At 59.3% G+C, this 26,063-nt stretch carries 32 protein-coding genes; 5 read left to right on the top strand and 27 right to left on the bottom strand.

The annotated features are described in order from the left end of the window. The first annotated feature begins 253 nt into the window (after positions 1–253). The 4 genes from ACVTFQ_RS05375 to ACVTFQ_RS05360 all read left to right on the top strand — a co-directional run bounded on the left by ACVTFQ_RS05375 (position 254) and on the right by ACVTFQ_RS05360 (position 2,877). Positions 254–1,129, top strand: a complete 876-nt coding sequence (locus ACVTFQ_RS05375; protein ID WP_470423733.1) for a tyrosine-type recombinase/integrase — start codon at positions 254–256, stop codon at positions 1,127–1,129. Between the two features lie 27 nt (positions 1,130–1,156). Beyond that, entirely contained in the window at positions 1,157–2,074 is a 918-nt protein-coding gene (locus tag ACVTFQ_RS05370; RefSeq protein WP_470423732.1) for a DUF2971 domain-containing protein, read from the top strand. 126 nt (positions 2,075–2,200) lie between these two features. Further along, entirely contained in the window at positions 2,201–2,506 is a 306-nt protein-coding gene (locus tag ACVTFQ_RS05365) for a hypothetical protein (RefSeq protein WP_470423731.1), read from the top strand. Continuing rightward, positions 2,503–2,877: a thermonuclease family protein gene (locus ACVTFQ_RS05360; protein WP_470423730.1), complete on the top strand. Its 375-nt coding sequence runs from the start codon at positions 2,503–2,505 to the stop codon at positions 2,875–2,877. The genes ACVTFQ_RS05365 and ACVTFQ_RS05360 overlap by 4 nt, the downstream gene beginning before the upstream one ends. A gap of 3 nt (positions 2,878–2,880) precedes the next feature. Here the strand turns inward: ACVTFQ_RS05360 and ACVTFQ_RS05355 are convergent, their stop codons facing one another. The 5 genes from ACVTFQ_RS05355 to ACVTFQ_RS05335 all read right to left on the bottom strand — a co-directional run bounded on the left by ACVTFQ_RS05355 (position 2,881) and on the right by ACVTFQ_RS05335 (position 5,696). Continuing rightward, a complete protein-coding gene (locus tag ACVTFQ_RS05355; RefSeq protein ID WP_470423729.1) occupies positions 2,881–3,393 on the bottom strand; it encodes a hypothetical protein in 513 nt (170 codons plus the stop codon). A gap of 111 nt (positions 3,394–3,504) precedes the next feature. Continuing rightward, positions 3,505–4,125, bottom strand: a complete 621-nt coding sequence (locus tag ACVTFQ_RS05350; RefSeq protein WP_470423728.1) for a hypothetical protein — start codon at positions 4,123–4,125, stop codon at positions 3,505–3,507. Between the two features lie 292 nt (positions 4,126–4,417). Next, complete coding sequence (locus tag ACVTFQ_RS05345; protein ID WP_470423727.1) at positions 4,418–4,795, bottom strand: hypothetical protein; 378 nt, start codon at positions 4,793–4,795, stop codon at positions 4,418–4,420. Beyond that, a complete protein-coding gene (locus ACVTFQ_RS05340; RefSeq protein WP_470423726.1) occupies positions 4,792–5,070 on the bottom strand; it encodes a hypothetical protein in 279 nt (92 codons plus the stop codon). Before ACVTFQ_RS05340 ends, ACVTFQ_RS05345 begins: the two co-directional genes overlap by 4 nt. Before the next feature lie 8 nt (positions 5,071–5,078). After that, on the bottom strand, positions 5,079–5,696 hold the full coding sequence (locus tag ACVTFQ_RS05335) for a glycoside hydrolase family 19 protein (RefSeq protein ID WP_470423725.1): 618 nt from the start codon (positions 5,694–5,696) through the stop codon (positions 5,079–5,081). Positions 5,697–5,863: 167 nt separating this feature from the next. Here ACVTFQ_RS05335 and ACVTFQ_RS05330 point away from each other — a divergent pair, with 167 nt between their 5' ends. Next, positions 5,864–7,195 (top strand): radical SAM/SPASM domain-containing protein, encoded by a 1,332-nt coding sequence (locus tag ACVTFQ_RS05330; protein ID WP_470423724.1) that lies wholly within the window; start codon positions 5,864–5,866, stop codon positions 7,193–7,195. Positions 7,196–7,210: 15 nt separating this feature from the next. On the opposite strand, the gene ACVTFQ_RS05325 is transcribed toward ACVTFQ_RS05330, so the two are convergent. From ACVTFQ_RS05325 to ACVTFQ_RS05220, 22 genes are all read right to left on the bottom strand, one after another. After that, positions 7,211–7,774: a DUF4376 domain-containing protein gene (locus ACVTFQ_RS05325; protein WP_470423723.1), complete on the bottom strand. Its 564-nt coding sequence runs from the start codon at positions 7,772–7,774 to the stop codon at positions 7,211–7,213. A 4-nt stretch (positions 7,775–7,778) separates the two neighbouring features. Further along, positions 7,779–8,840 carry a glycine-rich domain-containing protein gene (locus tag ACVTFQ_RS05320; RefSeq protein ID WP_470423722.1) on the bottom strand — a complete coding sequence of 354 codons (1,062 nt, stop codon included), beginning with the start codon at positions 8,838–8,840 and terminating at the stop codon, positions 7,779–7,781. 18 nt (positions 8,841–8,858) lie between these two features. Beyond that, positions 8,859–9,479 carry a putative phage tail protein gene (locus ACVTFQ_RS05315; RefSeq protein WP_470423721.1) on the bottom strand — a complete coding sequence of 207 codons (621 nt, stop codon included), beginning with the start codon at positions 9,477–9,479 and terminating at the stop codon, positions 8,859–8,861. A gap of 76 nt (positions 9,480–9,555) precedes the next feature. After that, complete coding sequence (locus ACVTFQ_RS05310; protein ID WP_470423720.1) at positions 9,556–10,635, bottom strand: baseplate J/gp47 family protein; 1,080 nt, start codon at positions 10,633–10,635, stop codon at positions 9,556–9,558. Then, positions 10,607–11,143, bottom strand: coding sequence for a phage GP46 family protein (locus tag ACVTFQ_RS05305; RefSeq protein ID WP_470423719.1), 537 nt, complete (start codon positions 11,141–11,143; stop codon positions 10,607–10,609). The genes ACVTFQ_RS05310 and ACVTFQ_RS05305 overlap by 29 nt, the downstream gene beginning before the upstream one ends. A gap of 31 nt (positions 11,144–11,174) precedes the next feature. Beyond that, positions 11,175–11,618 carry a phage baseplate assembly protein domain-containing protein gene (locus ACVTFQ_RS05300; protein WP_470423718.1) on the bottom strand — a complete coding sequence of 148 codons (444 nt, stop codon included), beginning with the start codon at positions 11,616–11,618 and terminating at the stop codon, positions 11,175–11,177. Then, positions 11,615–12,658 (bottom strand): phage baseplate assembly protein, encoded by a 1,044-nt coding sequence (locus ACVTFQ_RS05295; protein ID WP_470423717.1) that lies wholly within the window; start codon positions 12,656–12,658, stop codon positions 11,615–11,617. The genes ACVTFQ_RS05300 and ACVTFQ_RS05295 overlap by 4 nt, the downstream gene beginning before the upstream one ends. Before the next feature lies 1 nt (position 12,659). After that, on the bottom strand, positions 12,660–13,283 hold the full coding sequence (locus ACVTFQ_RS05290; RefSeq protein ID WP_470423716.1) for a hypothetical protein: 624 nt from the start codon (positions 13,281–13,283) through the stop codon (positions 12,660–12,662). Then, a complete protein-coding gene (locus ACVTFQ_RS05285; RefSeq protein ID WP_470423715.1) occupies positions 13,280–13,741 on the bottom strand; it encodes a DNA circularization N-terminal domain-containing protein in 462 nt (153 codons plus the stop codon). The genes ACVTFQ_RS05290 and ACVTFQ_RS05285 overlap by 4 nt, the downstream gene beginning before the upstream one ends. 6 nt (positions 13,742–13,747) lie before the next feature. Further along, positions 13,748–15,637 carry a phage tail tape measure protein gene (locus tag ACVTFQ_RS05280; protein WP_470423714.1) on the bottom strand — a complete coding sequence of 630 codons (1,890 nt, stop codon included), beginning with the start codon at positions 15,635–15,637 and terminating at the stop codon, positions 13,748–13,750. A gap of 58 nt (positions 15,638–15,695) precedes the next feature. After that, on the bottom strand, positions 15,696–16,070 hold the full coding sequence (locus ACVTFQ_RS05275) for a hypothetical protein (protein ID WP_470423713.1): 375 nt from the start codon (positions 16,068–16,070) through the stop codon (positions 15,696–15,698). Positions 16,071–16,072: 2 nt separating this feature from the next. Then, positions 16,073–16,447, bottom strand: coding sequence for a hypothetical protein (locus tag ACVTFQ_RS05270; RefSeq protein ID WP_470423712.1), 375 nt, complete (start codon positions 16,445–16,447; stop codon positions 16,073–16,075). A gap of 53 nt (positions 16,448–16,500) precedes the next feature. After that, a complete protein-coding gene (locus tag ACVTFQ_RS05265; protein WP_470423711.1) occupies positions 16,501–17,979 on the bottom strand; it encodes a hypothetical protein in 1,479 nt (492 codons plus the stop codon). 5 nt (positions 17,980–17,984) lie between these two features. After that, complete coding sequence (locus ACVTFQ_RS05260; RefSeq protein ID WP_470423710.1) at positions 17,985–18,143, bottom strand: hypothetical protein; 159 nt, start codon at positions 18,141–18,143, stop codon at positions 17,985–17,987. Positions 18,144–18,170: 27 nt separating this feature from the next. Then, complete coding sequence (locus ACVTFQ_RS05255) at positions 18,171–18,884, bottom strand: hypothetical protein (RefSeq protein ID WP_470423709.1); 714 nt, start codon at positions 18,882–18,884, stop codon at positions 18,171–18,173. Positions 18,885–18,890: 6 nt separating this feature from the next. Beyond that, positions 18,891–19,295, bottom strand: a complete 405-nt coding sequence (locus ACVTFQ_RS05250; protein WP_470423708.1) for a hypothetical protein — start codon at positions 19,293–19,295, stop codon at positions 18,891–18,893. 2 nt (positions 19,296–19,297) lie between these two features. Continuing rightward, the gene (locus tag ACVTFQ_RS05245) at positions 19,298–19,630 is read right to left on the bottom strand and encodes a DUF2190 family protein (protein WP_470423707.1); all 333 of its coding nucleotides are present in this window, start codon (positions 19,628–19,630) and stop codon (positions 19,298–19,300) included. An 83-nt stretch (positions 19,631–19,713) separates the two neighbouring features. After that, entirely contained in the window at positions 19,714–21,714 is a 2,001-nt protein-coding gene (locus tag ACVTFQ_RS05240) for a ClpP-like prohead protease/major capsid protein fusion protein (protein ID WP_470423706.1), read from the bottom strand. Continuing rightward, entirely contained in the window at positions 21,704–23,197 is a 1,494-nt protein-coding gene (locus ACVTFQ_RS05235) for a phage portal protein (RefSeq protein ID WP_470423705.1), read from the bottom strand. The genes ACVTFQ_RS05240 and ACVTFQ_RS05235 overlap by 11 nt, the downstream gene beginning before the upstream one ends. Further along, positions 23,188–23,397 carry a phage head-tail joining protein gene (locus tag ACVTFQ_RS05230; RefSeq protein WP_470423704.1) on the bottom strand — a complete coding sequence of 70 codons (210 nt, stop codon included), beginning with the start codon at positions 23,395–23,397 and terminating at the stop codon, positions 23,188–23,190. Before ACVTFQ_RS05230 ends, ACVTFQ_RS05235 begins: the two co-directional genes overlap by 10 nt. Further along, entirely contained in the window at positions 23,397–25,394 is a 1,998-nt protein-coding gene (locus ACVTFQ_RS05225; protein WP_470423703.1) for a phage terminase large subunit family protein, read from the bottom strand. The genes ACVTFQ_RS05230 and ACVTFQ_RS05225 overlap by 1 nt, the downstream gene beginning before the upstream one ends. Then, positions 25,394–26,023 carry a winged helix-turn-helix domain-containing protein gene (locus tag ACVTFQ_RS05220; protein ID WP_470423702.1) on the bottom strand — a complete coding sequence of 210 codons (630 nt, stop codon included), beginning with the start codon at positions 26,021–26,023 and terminating at the stop codon, positions 25,394–25,396. Before ACVTFQ_RS05220 ends, ACVTFQ_RS05225 begins: the two co-directional genes overlap by 1 nt. Between the last annotated feature and the right edge of the window lie 40 nt (positions 26,024–26,063).

The raw sequence follows: 26,063 nt of genomic DNA, 5'->3' as shown, positions 1-26,063 counted from the left end.
GAAAAAGGAACGGAAGGGGTGGAAAAGCGCGGTTCGGCGCAAAAAGTCCCACCAAAGTCCCACGGAGAGTTCTGTGTGTGTTCACGGTCTCCGGAGGATGCAAGCCGCACCGGACGCCGCTCCGGCTTCCCGACTCGATATTCAGATTGGGAAGCTTCGAGAACCCCGAGCAAATTCAAAGCGGCGTTTCACTGAGACTGGACCTCGCCGGGATCGATCCGGCGGGTTTTGAAACGCCATATCGGAGATTTTCATGCAGCAGTTTGCGCATTCGTTTGTTCCGACCGCCCATCCCATGATGTTCACCAAATCCTTCGCCGAGACTGCCGCCAGCTATCTGGAACATGGTGGCGACGATCGACACCTTCAGCCCATCATCGACCATTTCGGCGATCGAAACCTAGCGACCATCTTCCCGTTCGATGTGAAGCAGATGGCGATCGACCTCTATCCGACCCAGAGCAATGCCACTCGCAACCGCCAGGCGCTCACGCCGGCAAGAGCCGTCATCAACCACGGATACGAGCGCGGCTGGTGCAACCTGATTCGGATCAAGAAACTGAAGGAGGAGAAGCCGCTTCCGAAAACGCCAGCATCGCCGATCTGGATGCATGCGTTTATCCGTCGCTGCGATCGAGACGGACTGCCGCACCTGGCGGCACTGGTGCTCTTCATGGCGCAAACGGCGGCCAGGGTGAGCGAAGCTATAAACTTGAGGTGGAGAGACGTGGATCTTCCGGGGCGACGGGCGGTGATCCTGAAAACGAAAACAGGCACCAACTCGATGCGACACCTGACCGACGAGCAGGTTTCACGACTGCGCGCCATGCGAGGCATCGAGCCCGACGAAGCCCTGGTGTTCCGCTATCGGAACCGTCACGCCGTCAACGAGCGCATCAAGGCAGTCTGCGGGCGAGCTGGCATTAGCTATAAATCATCGCACCTGTGCGGGCGCCACACGTTTGCAACAACTGCTATGGATCTCGGAATGGACATCAGGACAGCCATGGAAGCGGGCGACTGGAAGACAGCAAGCATCTTTCTTGGAATTTATGTGCACCCGCGCACAAACTCTGGACGTATAGTTGCAGACCGGTTCAACGCCGAGCAGTATGACGCTAAGCTGTAGCCCGTCCTATGTTCCCGGAAAGTTAGTATGGTTAAACTATCGTTTGATGAGAAACTGCAGGTTACCTCGCCCAGCACCGCCTTTGACGGGTTTGCCAATTCGATCATCGGAACAATTCACGACGGAATACCCCCGACGTTGTTCCACTACACGAGCGGACAAGGCCTTCTCGGCATTATAGAAAACCACTCGCTGTGGTTTTCAGACGCCACGTTTCTAAACGACGGGTCTGAACTCTTCTGGGGCGTGAACCTGGTTGGGATGATGATCGATAAATTTATGGCCGATAAGTCAGCGGATGAAAAGAACGCCGGCTACGCCCTGAAGGAAGAGGTCGCAAGCGCGATGATTGGCTTTCAGCCAGTCACGTTTTCAATGAGTGAGCGAAACAACCTGCTCAATCAGTGGAGAGACTATGGAAAAGATGTGGTCCCGTATTGCATAGAGCTGCACACAGCTAGGCTTCTAAGCGCGGCGGGGTCGTCATCTTTCCCGATGTTCATAACGAAGATTGTCTATGATGTCGCGGAGCAGCAAGACCTGATCGCTTCGATTCTCGAAGCTATCTACGCAAGATCGAAGGAGCTGCTAGGTACTCGCTCCGTGTTCGGGGACGAGGAAGGGGAACCGCTCCTAATGGGAGCGGCAATCGAGATAGTCAAACTGATCACTAAGTTTAAAAACCCGGCCTTCGCCGCCGAAGAGGAGTGGCGAGCTATTTGCTATCGCCCCACTACGCCAAAAAAGTTCAGGGTTGGCTCCCTTGGAATAACGCCATACTACGAATGGAGGAGGACTGGCGACGATCGCCATCTACCCATCAAGAGCGTCACCGTAGGGCCGTCGCCATATTCTGAGGTTTCTCATCGCGCTCTTATCCAGTTTCTGAGAGAAAAGGGATACGATGCGGAAACGAGCTATTCAACCATCCCTATCCGCCAATAGGTTCGACTTCATGCCGGAGTGACACAACACAGGAGTATCAGCTCCTTAGCGCGGCGTGGGGCACATCGCTAAAAGGTCTATCACCGATGCTTTTCGGACGAGATGTCTCACAGTAAGGTCGGGTCGATGACAATCGAACCTTACAAGCCCCTCTATAAATGGCGCCGGACAAAGTTGGACGAGAACGACGTGCCGGCTGTTTCCGATTGGTCAGGCTACGACGGGGAGATCGGGATAGGGAGGATACAACTGCAGGACCATAGCGCAATGAAAGGGAAATGGATGTGGAACCTGCATGGTCCCATACGCATCAAGACGCGGATCTCGCCGCACTCCGGATATATCGACGACGGCCGCGAGGCTATGCGCATGGTCGAGGAAAGATATCATGACCTGATGGCGGCAAACGGGATGAAGGGGAGCAAGCAATGATCGCCACGTTGCTTGTCTGTGCCAGCCTGACCGTCGTCGATGGCGATACCGTCAGGTGCGACGGCCAGAACTTGAGACTGCTAGGAGAAGGCGTCCCATTCGTCTCGGGCATCGATACGCCGGAGATCGGAAGTCATGCTAAGTGCATGAAGGAACGTAACCTGGCGCTGCTGGCCAAGGGAAGGCTGAAAGGAATATTGGCCGAAGGTGGCCTTACGGTCGAGTTCTATGGAGTGAAGGATAAGACCCCAGCACGCCGGCCGCTGGTGAACATCTATCGGAATGACGGGTCAGAGGTGGGGCAAACCCTGCTCAAGGAAGGGTTCGCCAGACCGTGGCGGCAGGGATATCAGAACAATTGGTGCGATTAATCCCTACGAAGATTGAGCCTGCTTTGCGATGCAGGCCACGATTGCTTGGCCAGCATTAGTTGACCCTCGCGCGGACAAAAGGTGAGGCTTGTCGGCGATGCCGTCGTCGACGGCGATCTGTTTCTTCGCTGCGGCAAAAGCATCCACAAACTGTTTTGCCTTCTCTCCATCAAGCGTCACCTGAGACACTGCCAAACTGTTCCCAACTGAGCCCGTTTCTCCCTCTGCGTCGAATAGCAGCTTGCCGTCGAAAGCGAACTTGACAGTAGGCGTGAAGTCCTTCAGCTGCTCGGTATAGTCAAAACCCGGAATGGCTCGGACAATTAAGCCCCTTTTGGAGCTGTCACAAAGTACGACGACGCCAGAGCGAAGCGACGACATAAAGTTTACCGAAACGCTCTCGCCGCCCGAAAACGGATCGGCCTCTCGGTCGACGGACCATGACTGGAATCCAGCATAACCCGGTATCGCCGAGCATAACGAAATGGCTGCTACCATAGACACGATACGAAACACTTTCACCCCCATTTTAACATGGCGCAATCTTGCTGTGCTTGCGCAAGAAAGCAACTCTAAATATAGAATACGGTTACCAGCGGCGTATGCGCGTTTCCCACGCGCGATAGCCTACCCACCCTGACCTGAAGTTCGCTGCCGCTCCATTCGATCGAGCCGCTCACGAAGGTCGAGAATTACGTCACGGGTCCCATAGACGTTGCCCTGTGCTTCCTTCATGTCGGTCAACTGGCGCTGCTGATCGAGGAAACGTTGATCGTAGGCGGCAAATACTCGGTCAAGCTCCGCGCGCGGCACCTGGGCGTCGCGAAGCTCTTTGACGTTGGCATCGGTCCTGGCTCGATCTTCGGCTGACCGCCCCGTCCGCCATTCAAGCTCCTTGTTTGTCACCATCTTGTCGACGACGGTAGCGAGTGCGGTTGCCGTGCTTGAGACCTGGACCTTCGCGTCGTCCCTGATCTGGGCAATGTTGTCCTTAATCGGCTGCAGGGCGAGATAGCCGAGGCCACCAAGGATTGTGATCGATACCGTGCAGAACCCGATGATCAGCGGCCACTGTGTCTTCGACCCGCCCCGGACGTCATCCGAAAGGGCGCGCAACTGCGAGGCTATATCGGTAAAGCTCTGCCGCATCCGCATGTCGAGGTCAGCGATGCGGGTCGCCTGGTTCTCGACCCGCTCACCGAGCTGGACATATTTGGTTTCCGGATCGAAGTGGCCGTTGCTAGGCATATCATTATTCCCTGCCATTAAATGCGCTACCCCTGCCCTTGCGATGCGATGCTATTTGGCGGTTGAATCGCCCCTAAGCCCTGCTGCCTGATTGTTGTTGAAGTCGAAGCAGCGCCGCTTGCTGGCGTTTGCCTTGTCCACTTGCCCCCGCTCTCGATCGAGGGTGTTCAGTTTGCTTTCTCCGGGGATGAGAGGTGCGTGCGGCGTGTCGGTTCCGCACTCAGCCGGCTGCGGTCCTATATTGATGCCGGTATTGACGACGCCCTGTCGCCTGCCTGCATCCTTTATGCGGTCAAGGTCGGCGCCGCAGGAACTTAATGTCATCGTCAGTAAGACCGTCATCACGACCTTCAGCGCGGTTCTTGGCGGCATGGTCCTTCCTCTCGTGCTCGGCTTGAGCATCGTCCTGTTGTTCTTTCTGGAGCTGATTGCGGTACTGGACCTGGTAAGCGTCCATCACCGTCTTGTAGCTTTCGGCTTGGCGCTTAAACTCGTCACGTTCGGATTCTGCCGCAGTCTTCTCGGAAAGTAGGACGTATCCGGTGAGAAGGTTCTGATCGTGCTCGTGGAGCCACCAGCGGAAGCCGACGACGACGGCGCCGATCAGCAGAAGCCCGCCGATGATCGAGCCGGCCCATCTGCCCAGAGGAGTAGCGAGGAAGGCAATCATGGCTCCACCTTCACGCTGGTATCAACGGCGCCCTGATCGACGGCCTGCTGAGCGAGGTCGGTCTTGCGCTCGACATTTCGTTCCCAGACAGCGCCGAATACGTAACTTCCTATGATCGCTCCCATGAGCAGGATAAGGTTCATGGCGATCGTGTCACTGAGGGCGATCGGACGCCCCCATACCGCTAGGTAGGTCACGATACCCGCGCACCAGAGCAGTACCAGGATGATGATCCGGCGGCGGACTGCCCAGTCGGGCGATGCTATGTGATCCATGAAGAGCTTCATGCCTGCATCGCCCTCAGGAAGAGGCGGCCATAACCGGCGATCTTCTCCGCCTGGTCAGTGCCGTTGATGATCTTGCGGGCGCCTACCCAGTCCTCACCCTTCGCGGTGAAGTAGTCGCCCAGCTTCTTGGTGGTGAAGAGGCCGCGCGCCATGCCCTCGAACATGATCTTGACGGCGACGTCATCGCGCATTGCCAGGTCAGGATTGCCAACGAGATCGGCGCCGACGATCGGCCCCATCCGCTCGTAGTTGGCCTTGTGGGTCAGCTGAACGAGCCCACGGCCCAGCCAAGACTTGCCCTGTACATCCTTCCGCCAATAGGCCGACTTGACCCATGGCATCCGGCCCTTTGCCCACGAGCTTTCGAGGCGAGCAATGGCCTTGTCGACGGTGGGGTTGGTGGCCTCGTCCGGCTGTCGCGTCTCGATGACCGGCTGCATGGTGCGGGCCGTCTCGTGAAAGGCCGTCGCCAGCATGTAGGCCAGCCAGCGCGGATCGATGACAGCCTTCGCTGCCTCGTCGAGGATGGCCTCCATCCCCTGTACTTGAGACGCAGTGAGCGAGCCGCCGAACAACGAGGTTCGAACGCTCGCGAAGAAATTCGCGCGGTTCATGATGGTCTCCAATGTTTAGTGTCAACAGTTCAGGTCAGCGCTCGCAGTACGCGCATCGCGTAGGCGGTTGGATTTGAACGACACAACTTGACCTGAGACGCCCTAGACTTTGGCGTGCAATTAATTCAAAGCTGCGCTTATCAAAAAAAGCACGCTCTGGACGAAACATGCTCAACATCGGAATAGGAAGACAGATTGACCGGATATTCCCCGGCTCTATTCGGACATTGGTCAAGCTTACTGGCTATCTAAGCAAAAATGGTAGAGCCAGAAGCGCCGCGACGAAGCACGCACAGTCAGCTGAGGCTGCGGCATCGGCAGCTGACGCCGAAATTATGTCGCGTGCTGAGGCGATCTTGACGGAAGCTATATCTCTAGGACGAGATGGCCATTTTACTATCGTTCCGAGCGTTTTCCCCGTTTCGGCGACTGATAACTGCAACCTCGCTTGCATCATGTGCCCTGGTCACACCGGCATGAAAGGGCCAGCACTTACATTTGAGCAAGCAGAAGGAATTTTCGCATCGCTCAACTCAAATCGTGCCAGTTTCGGGAAACCCGTCTACCTGGATGTTACCGCAGGCGAAGCCACTCTCAATCGAGATCTCCACAGGGTATTTAAGAGCTTCAGAGAGCGTTTTCCCGAGGCGACTATCTCTGTCATCACTAATGCCACCCTTCCCTTACGTGGTCGGGTGACCGAGATTTTCGAACATGCAACTGCCGTAGCGATTTCTATCGATGGTGCCACAAAGGAGTCCTACGAAAGGATCAGACGTGGATCCCGGTTCGAGAACGTGATCCGGAATGCGAAGGACATCTGTGCGCTCAAGGATGGAAACGTTCAGGTGATCTTTGTTGCCATGGATCAGAACATCGCCGAGATGGCCGCGATGGTCAGGCTCTGTTCTGAGATCGGAGCGAAGCAACTCATCATTCAAGGGGTCGAACAAGGCTCTTCTCCCTTCCTCAGGGAAGGCGACAGCATGGCTTTCGACGCCCCTGCAGAGTTGCTTCAGGGATATTTGGCCGAAGCTCAAGTTGAGGCGGATCGTTTGGGCATCATGTTCAGCCCCACGCCTGGCGTGAGAGACAAGGCAAACACCTCCCCAATATCTACAGTGGAAAAGAGAGATCCAATTGAGGCGCGCAAAGCCTGGCTGCAGGGCGTGAAGATGTGTCACGTCCCTTGGACCATAGCACCAAGAATGAATCACACTGGCGACAAGCTTACGTCAACCAGGGCCTGCTGCCATATGCCTGGCAACAAAATCGGCATCGGCGGCTTCAGAGAAGAATTCGCTGACATGCCGGTGGGTGAACTATACAACAGCCAACGATACTGGGACATCCGGCAGGGTCTATTGGATGGATCAATCTCTAGAGATGCCTGCAAAGGCTGTCAGTATGCCGACAGCTACCAATGGACTGCCGCGCAACTACGCGAGATTGAAGCGGGGATCGAGCAGGCAAAAAGCATGGGGACTGAGGCTGCGTAGAGCCCCAGATCCCACTCAAATATCCGACGTCCAGTCTACTGCGTTGATCGCATCGGCGGTTGAAGCCGACATGACAGTTGCGGAAAGCTGCGAAAGCCGTGTCTGACATGACACCACATGTGCCTTTCCGTCCGATCCAGCCTGCTGGATTTGTGCAGCCGCATGAGGACGGTATGCCCACTCGCCCGCCTCATCCTCACACCAGAACGGCGTTGCCCAATCCAGAGGCAGATCAGGCAGTAAGCTCGCGGTCACACTGCCCATCATATTGATCTGATCAATGACGCCACTTGGATATCTGTGCGCGACACCGAGCGCGTCAGAGGAATAGCCACCAACGATTGCAAGAGCACAGACTGATGTGAGGGCGGCTATACGAAGCGCTCTCACATCATCAAGATCCGGCGCCGGGGGAGGAACGAAAGTTCGATCAACGAATGCCCATCCGATTTCAACCTCTGCCGGTGCAGGAAAGAACTCTTCAGCCACTTCCGGCACATAAATCTCTTGGATTTTGAACTCCTCAGAAAGATCGACGACCTCAACAACCAATCCATCAACCACACGTGCGTAAATCATGTTCTCACCACTTAATGAAGATTGCGCCGACTGCACCACTTCCACCCGAGTTGGCGCCGGCACTGCCAGATCCACCACCGCCACCCCCAGGAGAAGCTCCGGGGCCAGCAATGCCGAACCCGCCGCCACCGCCTGCCCCGCCGAATGACGACGTGCCGCCTGGGCCGCCGCTGACACTCGCGCCCGCCGCGCCGGCTGTGCCCGCACCGCCTGTCGCGTTGATGTCGCCGCCAGTCGCAGCACCACCTCCACCGCCGTTGCCAGTCGGATTGGGGCTACCGCCAGTGCCACCGTTGCAGGTGACCACGCCGCCAAAGGAAGTCGTGCCGCCAGCAGATCCAGACCCGCCGGCGCCACCACCAGCACCATTTGCACCGACCGTCCCCGTGAGAACCTGACCGGGTGTTACGTTGATCCTTTTCCGCGCATATCCACCACCACCGCCGCCGCCTGCGGAGCCATTGCCCCCGGCACCAATGCCGCCACCGCCAGCGCCGCCGCCCCAGCATTCGACTTCAATGATTGTCACACCGACCGGAACGGTAAACGACATTGCTCCCGCAGTGTTGAAATACTGCTGACCGGCGCCGAAACCGTAACGGATTGCCGACACGATTATCCATCGGTCTCCAGTCGCGTCGAAAGCAAACTCGGCTATCGTGCCTGCGATGAGCTCGCCTCGGGCAAGCGCACCGCCATCGAACTTGACGATGGGTTTATTCCCCAAGCCATTGAGGTTGAGTGTAGCGGCTGCGGTGTTTGTATTGGTCAACATCAACCGGATGGCCAACCCCGTGAAAAGCGTCGGCGTCGGCGACAAGACAGCAGTCAGGGCATTCGCGGCGCCGCCCGCAACGGCGAAATTCATCTTCTGCGACTGGATCGCCGTAGCCAGCTGAAGCACATCGTCTGGCGTGAAGCCTGATTTTGCGATGACGTCGACAATCTCGCGCTGGGTCCAGTTCGGAAAGCCAGCAGGAATTTTCGAGCCGCTGTTCACTCCAGCGCTGTAGTCAACGTAAGGGGCATCCGGATCTAGAGATCCGTATGGTTTCTGATATTTCATGGCGAAACCTTTCGGGTATCAATCGGCAATGAGGATTGGCGTGGTCCAGGCTGGGGCGACGCGCCGCAAGACGCACATCAGGCGATCGGCGTCGCCGATATCGAAAAGCGGATCGAGGCCGCACTGAGAAAATCCAGCGGTGAAGAAATCAACGGCGAGGTCGCTCACGCGGACGATCCAATACGTCTCTTGTCGAGGATCGCCGACCACGTGCTCTCCACCGCAGACGGAGAAGCCGCATTCAAAAATCGCAGGCTCTTCGATGGTTATCGTGAACCCGTAACGCGCAGCCAAAGTGATGAAATCCTGCGGCGTACTCACCTGCTGGCTATTGACCTTGGCCTCCAAGGCTCGAATCCGTTCTGCCGCAGATGTTTCTCCGGTCACGCAATTGTCAGGAAGGCCATATTCGACCTCCCACTCCGGGAGGAGGTCATCGATACCGGATAGGGTCGCCTCTCGCGCTAGCGCCCAGAGGCGGGCGTAAACGAGGGCGAAAGGAGATACCAGCACCCGCGTGAATGCCGCCAGGCGACTGTCAAGGCTGACGGCCTCTCCATCGGGGGAGCCGAACGCGGGTCCCGTGGGCCACATCGCCAACGCTGCACCGAGCAGATCTTCAGCGCTCGGATCGGACAACGCATCATCCACAAGAGGAGGCCGGCTGCCACTCGATGGACCTGCCCCGGTCGACGTTCTCGTTACAAGAGCAGGATCACGAGCCATATGTAACAACCCCAAGCGTTGGGAACCGGCCATCGGTTAACGTGACGTCACCGACCGGCAGAGCAAGAACGTGACGATCTTCACCCGTCACGCCAGAGATGGCTTCTCCAATCCATGACTTGGAGACGGTGAAAGTGTTTCCAGGAATACCCGGCCTGCACTTGGCGAGAAACATCGCCGTGATCGCAGCTGAAATGCTTGCTCGGATCTCCGTGGTATCACTCGACAATCCGTTGATCGTGACATCGATCGGATTGGCAACTGGCGCAAGTGCGACGGTGTTGTCGACCCGGACGAGGCGCTTGGTATCGATGTAGGCCTGCACAACGGCTACATCGGAAGGCTCCGGTATCAAGTTTACCCGGTTGGCGAACAGAAAATAGACCCAGACGGTGCCAGGTGACGCCGCCCTGAATGCCCAAGCAGCAACTACGCCAGAGACCTCGCGGGCATAGCGCTCATAATCCGTCAAAGATCCCGCACCTGGCGGGTTTCGCTTTCGCTGCAGGCCACGTTGGCGCAAATCTTCGATGCTTTCGAGATCGGCACCACCCCCCAGACCTGCAGACGAAACCGTGAACTGCGCAGAGAGGTCTGGATATAGTCCAGGGTCAGCCAAACTGACCGCACCGCCCGCATCCCTGTTTCCATTCGCACCTTTAGTTTCCGCCGAGACCGCGAAGGATATTGATCCATCATTGGCTGCTGTCGCGTTGGAAGTAGAGATGTATATTACAGAGGCGGAGACAAACCTAACTCCCGCAGGATACACAGCGGCCGGTGTACCAGTGCCAGTGATCGAGCCAACCGCTGGTGTCGGTTGCTTGCGATAGATCCCGACATCCGCACAATGCTGGATAACAAACTGCTCGGCCGCACTGTAAAGAAAGATCTGCCTGGCGAGCCATCCGGCGCGCAGCTCAAGCTCATGGCCGAGGCCGGCCAGCACTTTCACGACGATGGTGACGAAGTTGTTTTTCAGGCTGGTGTCCGTGCCCGGCAGATACTGCCGAAAGTATCCGCGCGCACGCGACGATAGTTCATCCAGCGAGCGGATAGGCCACGCCATCGATCTGCCTCCATAAACTTTCGAATTTTCGTTGATAGATGCGGGCGCCGTCACGACCGTAGAGCGAAACTTCACAGTCGAGCCGGTTCGCGGGCCGATCAGCGGTCGCGACCGCTTCAACGCGCGACACCACGCCTTGATCGATCAATGGCTGCAGAGCCTCGATCGCATAATCCTGCGCGTCGATCTCGATGCCGTCGTAAAGCGACTGCCGGCGCAGCAGCCACCAGCGCGAGCCGATTGGCCCCTCGCCGTCCATCTGATCGAAGCTATCGCCGAACCAACCCCTATTTTCCTCGCCTTCGCGCAGCTCGCTTTCCTCGACGCGCCGATCGGTCATGAGGTGGATGAGGACCTGCGTCGCCAGCCCTTGCCCCGCGCGAAAGTCGCCAGGTGCTGTTGGGTGGTCTGATGCGTTGATGAGGAGATCACCGACAAAGCCGTTCCAGCCGAGATCCGGCGCGCGGTAAGGCTCGGCGCTATCACCCTTAGGAATGATGCGAACCACTGAAGTCCTCGCTTATGTAGAGAATGCGCGCTTAAGCGCCGTTGTTGCCGTCGCTGTCGGTGATCACGCCTGAGGCAGTGATGTTTCCGTTGACCTGCAGATTGCCGTTGATCGTTGCAGGACCATTCAGAACCCAGCCTCCGGCTGTCGTCGTGATCGTGCGTGCACCGACGTCGACAACAATGCCAGTGGCGATGAGCTTCTGGATATTGCCGAAGGCATCGTAAATCGCGACGCCCCCATTGGGTAGAACAGGGCGCTTGCCCGGGTGCTCGCCGCCGATCATCATAGCGAAGTCCGGATTGCCGGGCTGCGGCAGCACGAAACCCATGCCGCCTGCTATGGGGCTCGACGCGAAACCATGCGGCTCGGGCCGGTACACCTTTGTCCATGCGTCGTTGTAGGCACCACGACCAGAGACAAACTGTTGGCCACCTTGCTCTACAACACGTCCATCAAGATCGATGCGGATCATTCGTCTATATACTCCGCATCGACGGCTGCAGGCGCCGCATAGCCGCTGGCGGTCTTGCCACGCGGGTTTTCGCCGCCGAGCGCACGCGGATCGGCAAGCGACAGCGTAGCCTTGGTCATATCGCCCTGCTCGAAAACGATGCTCTTGATAATCATCAGCCCCTCGATGCCGAGCCAGTCGTCTTCCACGGCAACCAGCCAGTTCGGCTGCCAGATCATGCCGGCGTCGTCCCGCCATCCGGTGACCGGAATGCTCGCCGTGACCCCGTTGCCGGCGGTGCGACGCCCCGTCCATCCGGCACGTGTCTTCATCCGGTCGAGCGTCGTCTCGCCTTCATGCACTAGGATCAACGGGCGCCGACGCTTGATGCCGCCGTCGCGGACGGAAGTCTGCGGCCGGAGCTGCTGCTTTCCGGTGCCCTCCGTCGTTTGCCCACGCACATTGATATCACTGTAGCGGCCCGACTCTGTGAAGCTCGCCGATGCGCCGGGCAGGATGTTTCTGCCTCGCCTCAGAGTGCCAGCGTGCGTACCGCCTGGCTTGCTGGCGATCATGATCTCGCCCGTGGCGGTATCGTGGATCAAGGCGCCGCGGCCACGCGCCCGCCGCTCGATCGAGCTAAAAGGGCTTTCGCCAAGATTGAGCTTATGGCGGGGCTCTTTAGGAAAGCGAGTGCCATCCGACTTGATGCCGATACCAAGCGAATCGAGTTCCTCGGCGATCGCGACGATATCCTTGTCGAAGATCTCCCCCGTCTTATGCTCGGCCGAGCACTCAACGAAGTCGACCGTCCGCGATACCAGACTGCAGCCGAGGCTGCGTTCCGCCTCGGTGTAGGCGGTATCGACGTCGCGCACGTATCCGGTCAGCATCAGCGTGCCGGTCGCCTTGATGACAGCGTCCTGCCCGGTAACGATCGGGATGCCAGGACCTCTAATGACGAGATCCAGATTAGCCGAGCGCGCCGCCTGCTCGGCAGATACATTGATGGTGATCTGCTTGATCGGCGGAAATCCCGCCACCGTCACATTTTCGAACATGTCAGTTTTCCAGCGCGTCGAAGCCGATCGGCATCAACATGGGTGTCGATGATCCGGCGATGTCGACGAGGCCTGCGGCGCGACCTGCCTCATCATAGAGTTTGTAGGCGAGCACCGTGGACGGCATTGAGATGCCCGTTTCCACGCGCCCAACTGGCGCCAGATCGGCGGCAAGATCGGACACCAGCCGAACGGATATCTGCACCAGGCGGGAAAGCCAGCCATACAGATCCGCAGCATCGGCGCCGATCGTCGAGACAACCGCAAGCGCGGCGTCGCCGGCCGCCGAGATCCGCTCCCGTCCTGCCCTTGCCTGCGGCCGCGAAATCCACTCCACGCGCCCGCCAGCAAGCGAAAGACCGACAGCGAGCAGGATCTTGCCAGCCGCTTCGGTGTCGCCCTCCTCGAAACTGCCAGCCTTCAGGCCATCGAAGCCTGCCACCGACGTGACGCTTTCGCCGACGATCCGCATCAGAGACAGCATCTCGGTGGAAAACGCAGCAGCCGACAGGCTAGGGGCGGCGGCAATCCGCGTCGCCACATCCGACAGGTCATCAGCATCCTGGACGATCACGGCCGCGAGGTCGGACAGCCAGGAGCACAGCGCATCTCGATCAGCAGTCATCGAAACAACCTCGACAGTCCGGCGGCCGCGTCAACGATATCGGTGACGTAAGCCAAGGTTACATCGGCCAAGCCGAGGATCATGCCAGTCTCGTTGCTGAGAGGAATGGCCGAAAAGCTGAAGGCTATATAGCCCTGCCGGTCGCGCTCTCGCGACCGGGTGAAGTTCTCGATGTAGGCCATGAAGCCGCCATCGATCGGTAGTACTAGCCGCCCCGGCCCAACCGCGAGACACGCCGCCTGCAACGACACGACCTGTAGATCGCTCACATCGCCGAGAAGATAGGCCGTAACGTCATAGATGCTGGTGGCGAGGCCAGCTTCTTCGAGAACCGTCTGCCGGCCACCGGCATATTCATGCCGCGCGATCCGCTTCCCGGCGGACAGCGCGTCCTGATCGACCCAGAAGCGGATACCGCGAAAGCTGGCTGGCCGCAGGTCTCTCTGCCAGTGTCTCATACTGCGTTACTCCATACCTGCGTTCATCGGCCGGTTGACCGATGCGGGCATCGAGCGGCCGGTATTGGCATTCACACCCGGCGGCCCATTCGCGCTGCCCGGACCGAACGAATTGAAACGGCCCGCCGCCGCCGAGAGCTTTTCCGCAGCTGCGGTGATCGCCGCGCCGACATCGTAGCCAGCGACCTTGAAGAATGCGGCGGAATCCTCGATCGCCTTGCCAGCTTCCTTGCCGCCATCAGCTACCTTCTGACCAGCTTCGTCACCGCCTAGATCAATCTTCAGCGCATCCTTGAATTCTTCCTTCGATGGCATACGAAAGAAATCGGACTGCAGGTTCGGCGCACCCGGCATGCCCGCTGCCTTGGCCTTTTCCCACCCAGCTGCCGAGTTGCGGCTATCGGCATACTGCCCATAGATTTCAGCCAGATTGACCTTGGGTGTGGAGACCATTGACGGGCGAGAGCCTGGAGCCGGCACACCTGTCTTCGGGAGATTGCGCGGGTCGAGATGACGATCACCGCCCGGAAACTCGGGAAGCTGCGGCCCCTGCGGCATGTTCGGCCCCTGCCGCATGCGCTCGATGAATTCGGGATCGCGGTAACCGCCGGTCAGCGCCAGGCGATCTGCCTCGGCGCTATGCGAAAAACTGCCGAAGGGCAGGTTCATCGCCATCCAAGTTTCGGTCTCCCAGTATCCTTTGCCTTGCTTGCCGAGAGCCTCGCGAACAGCACTGCCGTAATCGACATCCTTCGAAATCGCGTCCATGATCGGCACGGCCGGCCGAGCTACCCCTTTGCCGACGCTGTTCAACATCTTGTCCCAGCTGCTCGACAGCTTGTCGATACTTGCCTGCGTATCCCCGGTGACGCGGTTGAGATCCTGTAGGACTGTGCCATCGACCTCCGAGCTATTCACCGTGTCGATGAACTTCTTGTAGCTGTCCGCTGAGGTCATCAGAGACTGCATGCCGAGACGGAACTGCTCGTCGGTGAAGAGCAGAGGCAGCTTGCTAAGATCGCCCTTGATTGCCTCTTTCGAGATGCGAACAAAGGCGGCCACCGTATCCTCGCCGCTTTTACGAGCAGCATCCATCTCCTTGCGGAGATCGATACCCATCTTCGAGAACTTGCTAGCCGTGTCGGCCGAATAAATTTTGCCGAAGACATTCCCCGCATAGGTCGCGGCCGACGACGCCGAGCCGGTATCCTCACGAATGGTCTGAAGGATCGCCACCAGCTTCTTAAGGCCATCCTCGCCTGTATATCCGAGCGACGCGAACGAGTTCGCGAGGTCTGGAATGTATGTCGCCATGTCTTTCAGTTCGAACTGGCCCGCCTTGCCGCCGGCAACCATGATGTCAAACGCCCGCTGCATCTGACTGGTCTCGAGCTTCAGAGCCGAGGCCGCCTTGATCGCGGTGTTGGCGATATCGTCGGTGGCAGCACCCGATGCCTGCGCGGTGGCAAGAACGGAGGGGAGGAAGGCCATAGCCTCCTTCAGGTCCATACCCGAAGCAACGAGCGTGTCGAGCGCAGTGATACCGTCCTCGACACCCAGGGCGAGCTGCTTGGTCGTTGACTGCAGCTCGGTGAAGGCCGACTTGGTTTCTTCGGCGCTGGCGTTGGCGGTGATACCGATCCGGTTCATCTGACGCTCGACGGCGGCGAAATCCGTCAACGCCTTCTTGGCGCCATAGACAAGCGCCGCCGGCGCGGCAAACCGCGCGATACCGGCATACATGGCAGCGGTCGATTTCCCCAGGACGGACTGCTGCCTGTTAAAGGCGGCCGCCCGCTTGTTGATATCGGCCATCTTGTCGGACACGTTCTTAAGCGTCCGACCGGTCTTATCGACGGCCGATATCTTGAGCCGGGCTTCGACTTCGCGTGTCATGATCAACCTTTACGGAATGCGATCGCGCGGCTTACCCACCACGACAATTCGCGAAGCGTCATTCGCTGGACGGCTGCTGCGTCCCATCGGAGTCGGAAGACGAACTGGTCTGCGGCGCTGAGGAAGTTTTCAGTGCCGCCTGCCGGAAAAAACCGCAGATTGCGTCCTGCAGATCATTGGTGTCTGCGAACGACAGACCGGCAAGATCCTTGTATTCCGGCGAGACAACGAGCCGCTGCGCGTACGCGTCGACGACTGGATAGTACGTCACTACCATCGTGCCGCCATGGCCGTTCGGCTGCAGCTCCTGCGGGAAACCGAGACCGGACATGATGATGTCCTGATAAGTCGGCTCCCGCAGCGTGATGCTGTCGAACGGCCTTTCGTTGGGAGGCTCGTAGCGCTGCGAGAGCTTGATGGTCTTTTGCGCCATCGTCAGCCACCCGTCCTGCGATAGGTGGTACCGACGATGGTCACGCCAGAGGCTTCACCGTTGACGCGGTTGCTCTCTGGAGTGCCAGTGAAAACGGCGTCGATGAAGTGATGGGTGACGCCCGTGTTCTCCTCGTTGATGACTATGTTCTGGCGCGGAGATTCAATCAGTTCGTCGTCGGTGACATCGCCATCGCGGAAGTTGATGACCGCACTCGGCGAACGCGGCGTAAAGGTGCGGTCCATGGACCCGTCCTGATTGGTGACCGCCTCCGACGACGATCGCGCGCCAGAGACGTTGAATGTGCCGCGCAGCGCAAGCGTGCTGCCGCTCGAAAGCCGGACGCTCATGCGTCCGCCGAAATCCTTGCCAGCCATGGCAGTTTCTCCTGAAAAAGAAAAAGAGATGCGAGGGCGGAACCGCCCTGCCGTTAAGCGTAGACGCGGGCAAGGCCGGCGAAGATATCGAGCGGGTTGGCCCGGTCAATCGGCAGAACGATGTTGACGCGATTGCGGTCGTCCGCGTCGCGCGTCACGGCGATCTGATCAAGGAGATCCTGCGAAGACTCGACGACACCCCGCATTTGCAGCTGCACTGTGGAATTCACCAGCGTTGCCTTGATGTCCTTCGGCGTCCGCAGGTTCGCGTTGTTGGCCGGATTGTCGTCGACGATCGCTTTGTTCGAATGTTCGTTGGCGAGCGCCGTCCGGTGGAACTTCAGCGCATAGGTGATTTGGTAGACCGCCTGAATGTCGCGGAATACCGTATCCGGCACGTTGTTCGTCGTCTGCTGCTGCGTGATCACCTTGTCGATCAGGACGTCACCGCTGGTATTCACCTTCCAGGCGGAAACGCCGTTCTTCAGGAACGCGTCGCGCGTGGCGTAGCCCGGCCAGTATGTGCGGTCGCGCGGCGCCAGAACGCCTTCAACCTTGAGACCAGTCTGGTTGACCGAGACACGGCCATCGGCGCCACTGCCGAGCAACGCCGCGATACGCCCGACCACGGCGGCAACGAATTCGTAATCCGGCGTCGCCATGCCCGAATTCGACAGGATCGGGATCATGGTCAGATGCCAGGTATCCTTCGCCAGCGCGGATGCCGTCAGTTCGGCTGTCGTACCTGTCTTCGGATAGAAGGCATGGCCGTAGAGCTGCTGCGCATAGGACCAGCGACCCGCCGTGTTGTTGTGAAAGTCGTCGAGCTTGCTGCGGTTGCTGTCGTCACCGAAGGCCGAGACCACGATTTCGAAGGGATCGTCGCCCATGGCGGCGAGGATGGGAGCGACATCAGGAACACCAGCGCCAGGCGTGGTAGTGGCAAAGGTAAGGACCCCATTGAATGCATTGCCACCATCGATAACCGGCACGAATGCATCGAGCTTCGAAGCATAGATACCCTTGTGACGCGCCGTCAGCGTGACAACGTTCGTGGCGGCAGTCGCCGTGAACGGCAGACTCTTCTTGGTTGCGGCATTGAAATACGCGTTGACAGCAGCGGCCAGAGCCGTGGCAACGGCGTTGGCGGATGTGCCGGCGGCGATCTCAATCGAGACATCCTCGCCAGCGATCTGCAGGACGCCCTGCCCACCGTTGGCCGGCACGACACCGATGGTGACGGTGCGGATCTCCGCCGTGCCGGTATCGGCGACGCGCCCGAGATACAGCTCCTGGCTCGGCGCGTTCTGGAAAAGCCGGATCACCATGCTTTCAAGCATCGAACCACGGCCAGCAAGGGCGCGAGCTTCATTGACGCTGGAGCAAAGCGAGATACCGACCTCGGCAAGGGAGCCGGCAGCAAGGCCGTGCCCCAGAAGGATCATCTTCGTTTCGGATGTGAATTGCCCGCCCGACTCCACGTCGAAGGCAAGAAGCGGAGCGACGATATCGCTCGGGATGTTGGCTACCATTAGTTCTAATCCTTCTTCGTGGTCTTGGCGGGCTTCACCTCGACGAGGTCGCCATCCCTCACAAGGTTGCGTTCGAGCTGGCTAAGGTCATTGATCGGCCGCCCGTCTTCCGGCCAGCCGCCAGGGATCACGCGGCCATCGGCCGCGACATAAATCCTCTTCATCGATTTCTCCTGAGGTCAGGGCTCGGTCTAGCCGACGCCAATTTGAAGTTGCTCGCCACCGATCTGAACCTCGCCCACCAACTTCTCCAGCGGCGGCGCCGTCTCTGCGATGAAATAGCCGGCAAGCTCGGCAAGCTTTGCCTTGGCGTAGCTTTGCTCCGGCAAGGCCTCGAAAATGGATCGCATCGGCTCAGGCAGGCCGCCTTCGGATGCGAGAAACAGATCGCCCGGAACTTGCAGGCGGTAGCGCATGGTCCTGCGCAGATACCGCAAGCCAAGGTCAGGAAACTCGAATGGCATCTCTTCAAGGGAGATCACGCGCGGCGCGATCCGACGCCAGGCTACACCACGCTCGCTCCGCTCAAGCAGGAATTGCACCTGCGCACACAGGGCGGAGAGAACAAGTTCACCCTCGGCATCCGTCGCCGCCATCGGTACGGCATAGACCATTCCGCCCTCTTCCGCTGCGATCGCCAACTCGGCGCGTATGTCGAGAACGCATTCGCATTCGAAATCTTCAAGGTCCGCCAACGCTCCTCGCGACGTGTTCGTCGAGGTGCCGGTATGAACCGAAAGAACGGGGGTATAAGCCTGCGCCGGATCGATGTCCTGCGTTGCCACTGCGCGGCTGTCGAGAACGTTCTTTCCGGCGAAAGTGGGAAACCCACCCTTGGTGAGAACCGCGGATGTTGGCCGCAGAGTTTCGACGGTGATGAGGCGCAAGGCGTCAGGGGCAAGCATGAAACCTCACAGGGAAGAAGGTCGTTTGGCGCTGGGAACAACCGCCATGACGTGACCGAGGCCATCGGGATCGAAGCTCTCGATCGTAAAGAACTCACCGTCATCGAGCCGCTCCATAAAGAAGCCGGTTCGCAGCGGCATGCCGTAGACAAGGCGGATGGAGGCGGTTCGCTGCAGAGAGCGTCCGAGAAGACGACTTCCGCCCGCGAGCGGCTGGGAGCGAGCCTCGCTCTCCATCATCGTGTTCTCGAAAAACAGCGCCGATGTGTCGTAAGGCATCTCAGTCTCGGACAGGCGTGGCCGGGCGTTCGGATCGTCTCCGGAGACCGGATAGATCCGAACCGCCTTGCCGTGCACCCTCTCGGCCGTCTGCCGACTGACGGCCGCCAGACGTTCGAAAAGGTTCGCCATGGTCAGACCGTGGTCGCGCCGAGTTTGAATTCCACCGTCGGCGACGGATTTGCGGCCGGAACGACGGCAATGCCGACGAGCGTGTTGCCAGAGGCCGTCTTGTTCAGCTGATCATTGGTGGAGTCATAGTAGACCTTGTCACCTACAGCGATCGCGAGAGCCGAGACCTTCGCGTAGCGGATGACGCCCTCGGTAACGAGCGGAAGGTCGGCACCATTGGCGGCGTCCTTCTGCGCAACGCCGACCAGCGAGCCGATCACGACAAGCTTTCCGGAAGTAACTGCGGCGGGTGCCGAGACGGTGATGACATCACCCTTCTGCGTATAGTTTTTCATAGCGATAATCCCGTGGATTTAGCCGCGTGGCGGCCTGTGAACGATGCCGGCGACTGAAATGCCGCCGGCTGCTGGTCTGCCGTTTACTGACCGGGGTTCTTCACCAGGCCACGGTAGTCGAGCTGCTTGACGCCGGCATCGATGCGGACCTTGAACTCGACGCCATCAATGCCCCAGCCTTCCTTCTGCTCCAGCGTCGGCGTCTCGACGCCGTTCAGATAGGCGACTTCGATCGTATCCGTGGAGTTCGGATCAGCGGCCATGTACCAGGCCGCCGCCGAGTTCGCGGACAGACGCGCCTCGGAGATCACGGTCGCTGCATTACGCGCGGAGTTCGGTACGCGCTGCGTCTTCGACGGATCGAACTCCGAAGCCATCAGAACCGCCGCATCGTCTTCCAGTTCTACCGGCACGAGGAGGAACTTCGGACGAATATTCAGGCCGGCTGCAGCAATCCCATCGGCGTCGGCCTGCTTAGCCATGGCCGCACGGGCTGCACTGATGGATGCGGCAGTGATGCCGGCGCCAGCCAAAAGGTTCTTATGCGTGGCATGGAAGAGCTGAACGCCGTCGCTCATGACGGGATTGCTGGTCAGAACCGCATAGACCAGGTTGCCGATCGTGCGCTTGGCCGCGCGTCCCATCTTCAACGGGATGCGAGAGAAGGCGCCGACGTCATCATTAATGATTGCCTGGCGGCTGATGGCGAACATGTTGCCGTAGGTCGCGAGCTGGATCGTCTCGCCGCGATCGCTCATCGTCGCGTACTTGTATTCAGCACCTTCCTCGACCTTTGCCAGCGACGGGAACAGTCCTGTGTCGACGCGGTTGCCTGGCTTGAAATCGGTGAGAACGCCCTTCGACGTCCATTCGCTGTAGGTTTCCTCGGCCTCGCCGTAACCGCGCAACATGGACTTGCTGGCGACGTTGGCCAGGATCTTCACGAAGTCAGACGTGGTGTGCATGCCGCCAGCCATAACTGGCTGCATTGCGCGACCGACCATCATCAGCGGATCGGAGAAGGTTGGCTTCTCGCCGCGAAGATCAAGGGAGTGCCGCGCGATCTCACGCATCGTCATCCCCGAAAACTCATTGGCTTCACCACCAGCAACGCCAGCCTTGAGGAGCAGCGCCTTGGTGGCGCCGATCGCAAACTTGTCGCCGGCGTCTGCGGTCACGGTTGCCGGAGAGTGGCTGATCGTTTCAGGCGGGGCGCGATCGGCCAGCATGTTGATGATCAGGTCGCGCGCCGTGTCGGGGTTGCCCTTCGCCTCGGCAAGCACCTTGTCGGTTTCTTCCATTGAAAGCTTGGCCGAGCGGCAACGCGCGAAAATGTCCTGCGTGACATCCTTTGCGGTCGTCGTTTCGGAGATGACAGCGGCCGGTGCGGCCGGTGCGGGAGCATTCATAACGAACTCCATGGTTTGGACGGCTTGTGCCGGTTTTACGGGATTGCCGGGAGCCGCCACGGCGCGGTTGAGAGCAAGCTCATGGGGAGCATGCTTGAAGAGCTTGTAGTTGAAGGTCGGGAGCGACATTGTCTCCCCGGCCTCCTCGACATCGTCGGCGAAGCCGAGAGACCTGGCCACGTTTCCACGCATCCATGTTTCTTCCGCCATCAGGGAAAGGATCTCGGCGATTGGCTTCCCGCTACGTGCGGCATAGATCTCGGCGGCAGCAGCGGCGATCTCGTCGAGAGTACCGGCAGCCTTCCGATGTTCATCGGAGGTTCCCCAGGTGATAGTGGCGGGGTTATGGATCATGATCATGGACCCAGGGCGCATGATGATCGTATCGCCAGCCATGGCGACCACCGATCCGGCAGAAGCCGCCAAGGCGTCGATGTAAATCGTAACCTTGCCATCGTAGGCCTTGAGGGCGTTGTAGATGGCGATACCCTGAAATGCGATGCCCCCGCCGGTGTTGAGACGAACAACAAGGTCGCCAGACAATTCGCTCAGCGCCTCAATGACCTGCTCGTCGGTAAAGCCGGTTGTTCGGATGCCGTCTTCATCCCAAGTCCAGTCGCCACCGACCATGCCGTAAAGATGGAGTTCGCCATCCTTCACAAGCTTACTGCCCATTGTTGATCTCCTGTGTGACGACACCACTCACCGGATACCGGCTGTCGCTGCTTAAAGTCAGACCGTGGGAATCCGCACGGTCGTTGTCCGCCTTGATTTCGGCATCGAGGTCGATTGGATCGAAGCCGAGCTTGCGCACCTCCGAGGACCGCGAGGACAATCCACCTCGGATGGCCTCGATCGACGCTTTCGTCTCCTTCGTCGGGTCGAGCATCTCGCGACGCGGCGGAGTGTGAGTAACTCTCGCCGGAATTCTCCGGCCCATCTGCGCGGCGAGCCCATCCAGAAGCCAACCACCGACCGGATCGCAGAACGAGGGGACCATCATGTTCCACTGCCAGTTCTCGATGGATCGGCTGAAACGTAGGAAGCCCATACGACCGCTGGAGAAGTTCCCTTGGCTCGCATCGCCAGTGAGGCTCGCGTAGTCGACACCAAGGCCAATCGCGATCTTATGAAGCGTCACCGTGGAGAAGTCCCGATACCCCTCTACCTGCGGCGGAACACCGAACGTAACATCTTCCCCCTGACCCAGGCGCATAATCAGACCGGGCTCAACGCCTTCTATGGGCAGATCTGTTTCGCTCTTGCCGCTCGCAGCGCCCAGCATCGAGTTCATCCCGCCATCCGCCTTCGTGATGAAGGCAGTAAAACAGGCGGCGATCTTCTGGCGAATGAGCTGCGCGTCCTCGTAGTCGGCGAAATCGCGCATCGACAGGATGACAGGTGCAAACCAGCTGACGCCGGTCATTTGGCCCGGCCGGTCCATCCGATAGATGTGAGCCACATATTCGGCAGGGACGCGAATGCTCTCAGGCAGACGGAACGTGACTATGTTGCCGGGATGCTCACGATATAGGTGGTAAGCCACCCTGCGCCCCTGCGCCGTGAACTCGATCCCATTCAGGATGAAGCCGCCACCAGAGAGGGCGCCATCCTTGCTGGTGTCAAGAAAGTCAGCTTCGAGGACCTGAAGCTGGAAAGGAAGAGGAAGTCGATCCGCCGCCTTTCGCGGAAACATCCGAACCAAAACCTGACCGGCCTCGACGACGCTGCGAGCAGCTAGGCTTTGCAAGCCGTAAAGGTTGTTACGACCATCAACATCGATCTTGCTGGTATCGCAATGCTCATTGACCAGCGCCTGCATCTGCGCCTTCATCCCGGCGACCTTAGTCTCGATCGTCGGAATGATTCCTGCGCCGACGATCCCTTCCGAGATGACCTGCACGCCACGCGCAGCAAACGGGTTGTTGCGAACCATGTCGCGGGAGATCTCGCGCAGCCGATAAGCCGAAAACTGAATTTCGGCGTTCGCGTCTGTGCCGACCGTCCGCCAGCCCTGTGATGCCCGAGATGCCCTCGCGGCATCATAGCTCATCAAAGTGTCGTTGAGAGCCTGCGCCTGAAATCGTGCCTGCAATCGCTGCAGTCCACGGCGAGGCGCTACAGCCATGATCGCGCGATCGAGGAGATTTAGCTGCATGAGAACCCACGATGAAATCGCGCCACCGTGGTGCGCGCGCTATTGGAATCCGGCTCGATTGCCGCCTTGATGACATCGCGAGCGCGGAGCATATCCGAGATGCTCTGGTACTCGACCTCGTGCGTTTGATATCGAACCCGCTTAGCGCCGGTGGCGATTGCCGCCTCGATGCTATCGAGATCCGTCTGAGACCAAGCCATTAGTGTTTCCTTTGCAGCCAGCCGCTCCGCATGCTGGTCTTCTTGGGCTCTTCCGCCGTGACGGTGCCCCCCTCGGCGGGTTGGCTGGCCAATCTCGCCGCCTGCGTCTGCACGATCAGCGGCGCAGGAGAAAAGAGATCGGCGTTGAATGCCTCTTCCGGTACGCCGCGCATCGCGATCAACCGCTGCCACTCATCCGGTGTCATGCGCGCGATACCGAGATAATCTCCCAGCGCCTCGCCATAGACCTCACAATCGAGCAGGTGGTTTTCGTAGCCGACGCGCGGTATCCACTTCTGTCGCGACCGGCCCTTGAACTTTTCGACACCGAGATACTCGGACGTGATCTGCTTGAAGTAGATCTCGTCCATCCAGTCGCCGAAATGGCAGTAGCCAGGCGGATCGATATCCTTGCCGGCGGCGCGGCCTTCCTTGCGCAAGCTGGCATAGAAGGCGCCCTTGATTGACCAGGTGCCGACGCCCCACAGCATGACGCCGTTGCGAATGCGCTTGCCGTTGAAGTTGATATCCATCGGCTTCGGCTGTCCGATCGGTGGCCTAGACCAGCCGTCGAGACCATCGAGAGCAAACACGCCTGCCTTGCCTCGGCACCAGGTGTAGACGACGTGGCTGCGATAGCCCGTATCAACGCCGAAGGCATCGACCTTGCGGGTGCGACCGAAGGCGTCCGGCCACTCCTTGCTGCGCAGCTCCTCAAGCTTGACGAACGCACCACCATGCGGATCGTCGGTCGCACCTTCGATATATCCTGCGTCGACACGCCAGCTCTGGCGATCGGGCCCCCATGCCTTGAACAGATACCAGATGCCATTCATCTGGACGTCTGCGGTGCCGACAAACACGATGCCCTGCGCCGGAATGTGACCGCGCCTTAACCCAACTTCGCGGCGCTCCATTAGCCTGACATGGTCGGGAGCGTCCCCCTTCATGTCGAAAGGCAGACCCAGCGTGAGGTTGAAGAACGTCTTCAGACTTTGCGGATCGCCGTTGCAGGCGATGAAGCGTTCCGCGATCTTCTCCCACGGCACGAAGGGAGAGGTCAGCGCGTCGAAATGGTAGGAAGGGTAGGCGCCGGGACGTGACGCCTCCGCTACCCATTTACCCTTTCGATAGAGCGAAACCTTCTCATGGCCCTGGACGATAGTCCCGCAGCAAGGCGTCGCGTAATACGGATCGTGGGGAAACTCGTCGTTGAACTTAAAGTAGCGACGATCGAACTCAAACTTGAAATCAGCGCCGCAGCCAGGGCACGGCATTTTCCAGTAACGCTGGTCTCCGGCCATGAACTTGTCGTCGATCTTCGACGAGCCCTTGACCGTGGGCGTGGAGACATAGGCCCGAAACCAATCACCCGATGCCAGGAAGGATTCCTGACGGGCCTCGATCATGCCGAACGGGTCTCCCTGTCCGTCGAGATCGTCAGGATACTCGTCGATCTCGTCGCAATAGGCCTTCTTGATCGTCGAGGATCGAAGGTCGGCCGCCGAATTGGCGATCGCCAATTTCAGCGAACCGCCGGGAAAGCGCTTGGCGAGTGCGGTCGAACCTTCGCCGGAACGGCTGGTTTGATCGCGTACAAGCTTCTTCAACGCCGCCGACTGCTGTAGCATGACGGTCAGCTTCTCGCGGTTAAACTCCGCGAGCGCGTTGGTCGTGGGCTGCACGATCATCATGCGGCAGGGGTCCTGCGCGATCGTATATGCAGCCGCGCAAAGCAGCAGGGTCGTGAAACCGGTCTGAGCCGACTTCCGCACCGCGATCTCGTTGTGCCCGCTCTCGACCATGGTCATTAGAAGCGGCTCGCGGATATGCGGCGTCAGGCTGTCATCCCAGGTGTCGCCGCTACGGGGCCCGTCTGGAACAACGACGTTGGAGCGTGCGTACTCGACGGCATCGAGCTTTTCCGGGGGCATGATCGCGGCCGCAAGCGCTGCGGCAATCACTGCAACAGCAGAGCGCTTCAGCGCGATATGCATCAGTCGTCACCGTCAAAGTGGATGTTGATATCGATGCCTGCCGCTTCCGCCTTTGCGGCTTCGCCGGAAACGGCCAGGAGATGTTCGGCTACTGTCTTGCGCTGCTCCGCGATCTTGTTGCGCATCAGTCGGCGGAGCTGCGGTTCGCCCTTGCGGGCCGCCTCCATGATTTCGTCGATCCACTGCATCGGGATGCCGAGATCGCGAACGACATGATCGCAAACCTTGATCAGCGCGCCCTCTATCCCGTGCTCGCCTTTGAGCGGCACGACCTGGCCGCTTCGCTCGGCGAAATCGAGAGCCTTAAGGCGGGTCTCGTATTTCGCCTTTTCTGTCTGCGCGTCGCGCAGCGCTCCGCCGCTGCCTGAGTTTTCGTCGCTGCCTTTCTTCGTCGCGGCTCCGATCTCGCGGGCCGCGTCTCCGACCTGGCCGACAAGACGGTCATAGGTCGCAAGCTCGACCATGCGGAGCCGGCCATTCTTCCGCGTCGACAGGCGGCCTTCGCTCTCCAGCTTGGCTACCTTCTCGCTGGCGGTCTGCCGGCTGATACCCTTCATCTTGGCGAGGTCCGACACACTGACCCAATGGCCGTCCGGCATCGCTTCCATTTGCGAGACGAGATCGCTCATGTCAGGTTGTCAGTCCCATTGTCAGGGTTGTCAGGTCAGC

The sequence above is a fragment of the Rhizobium sp. O111 genome, from assembly GCF_055616315.1.
The sequence above is the reverse complement of the archived record's forward strand: the minus strand, read 5'-3'. Positions and strand labels throughout refer to the sequence as shown.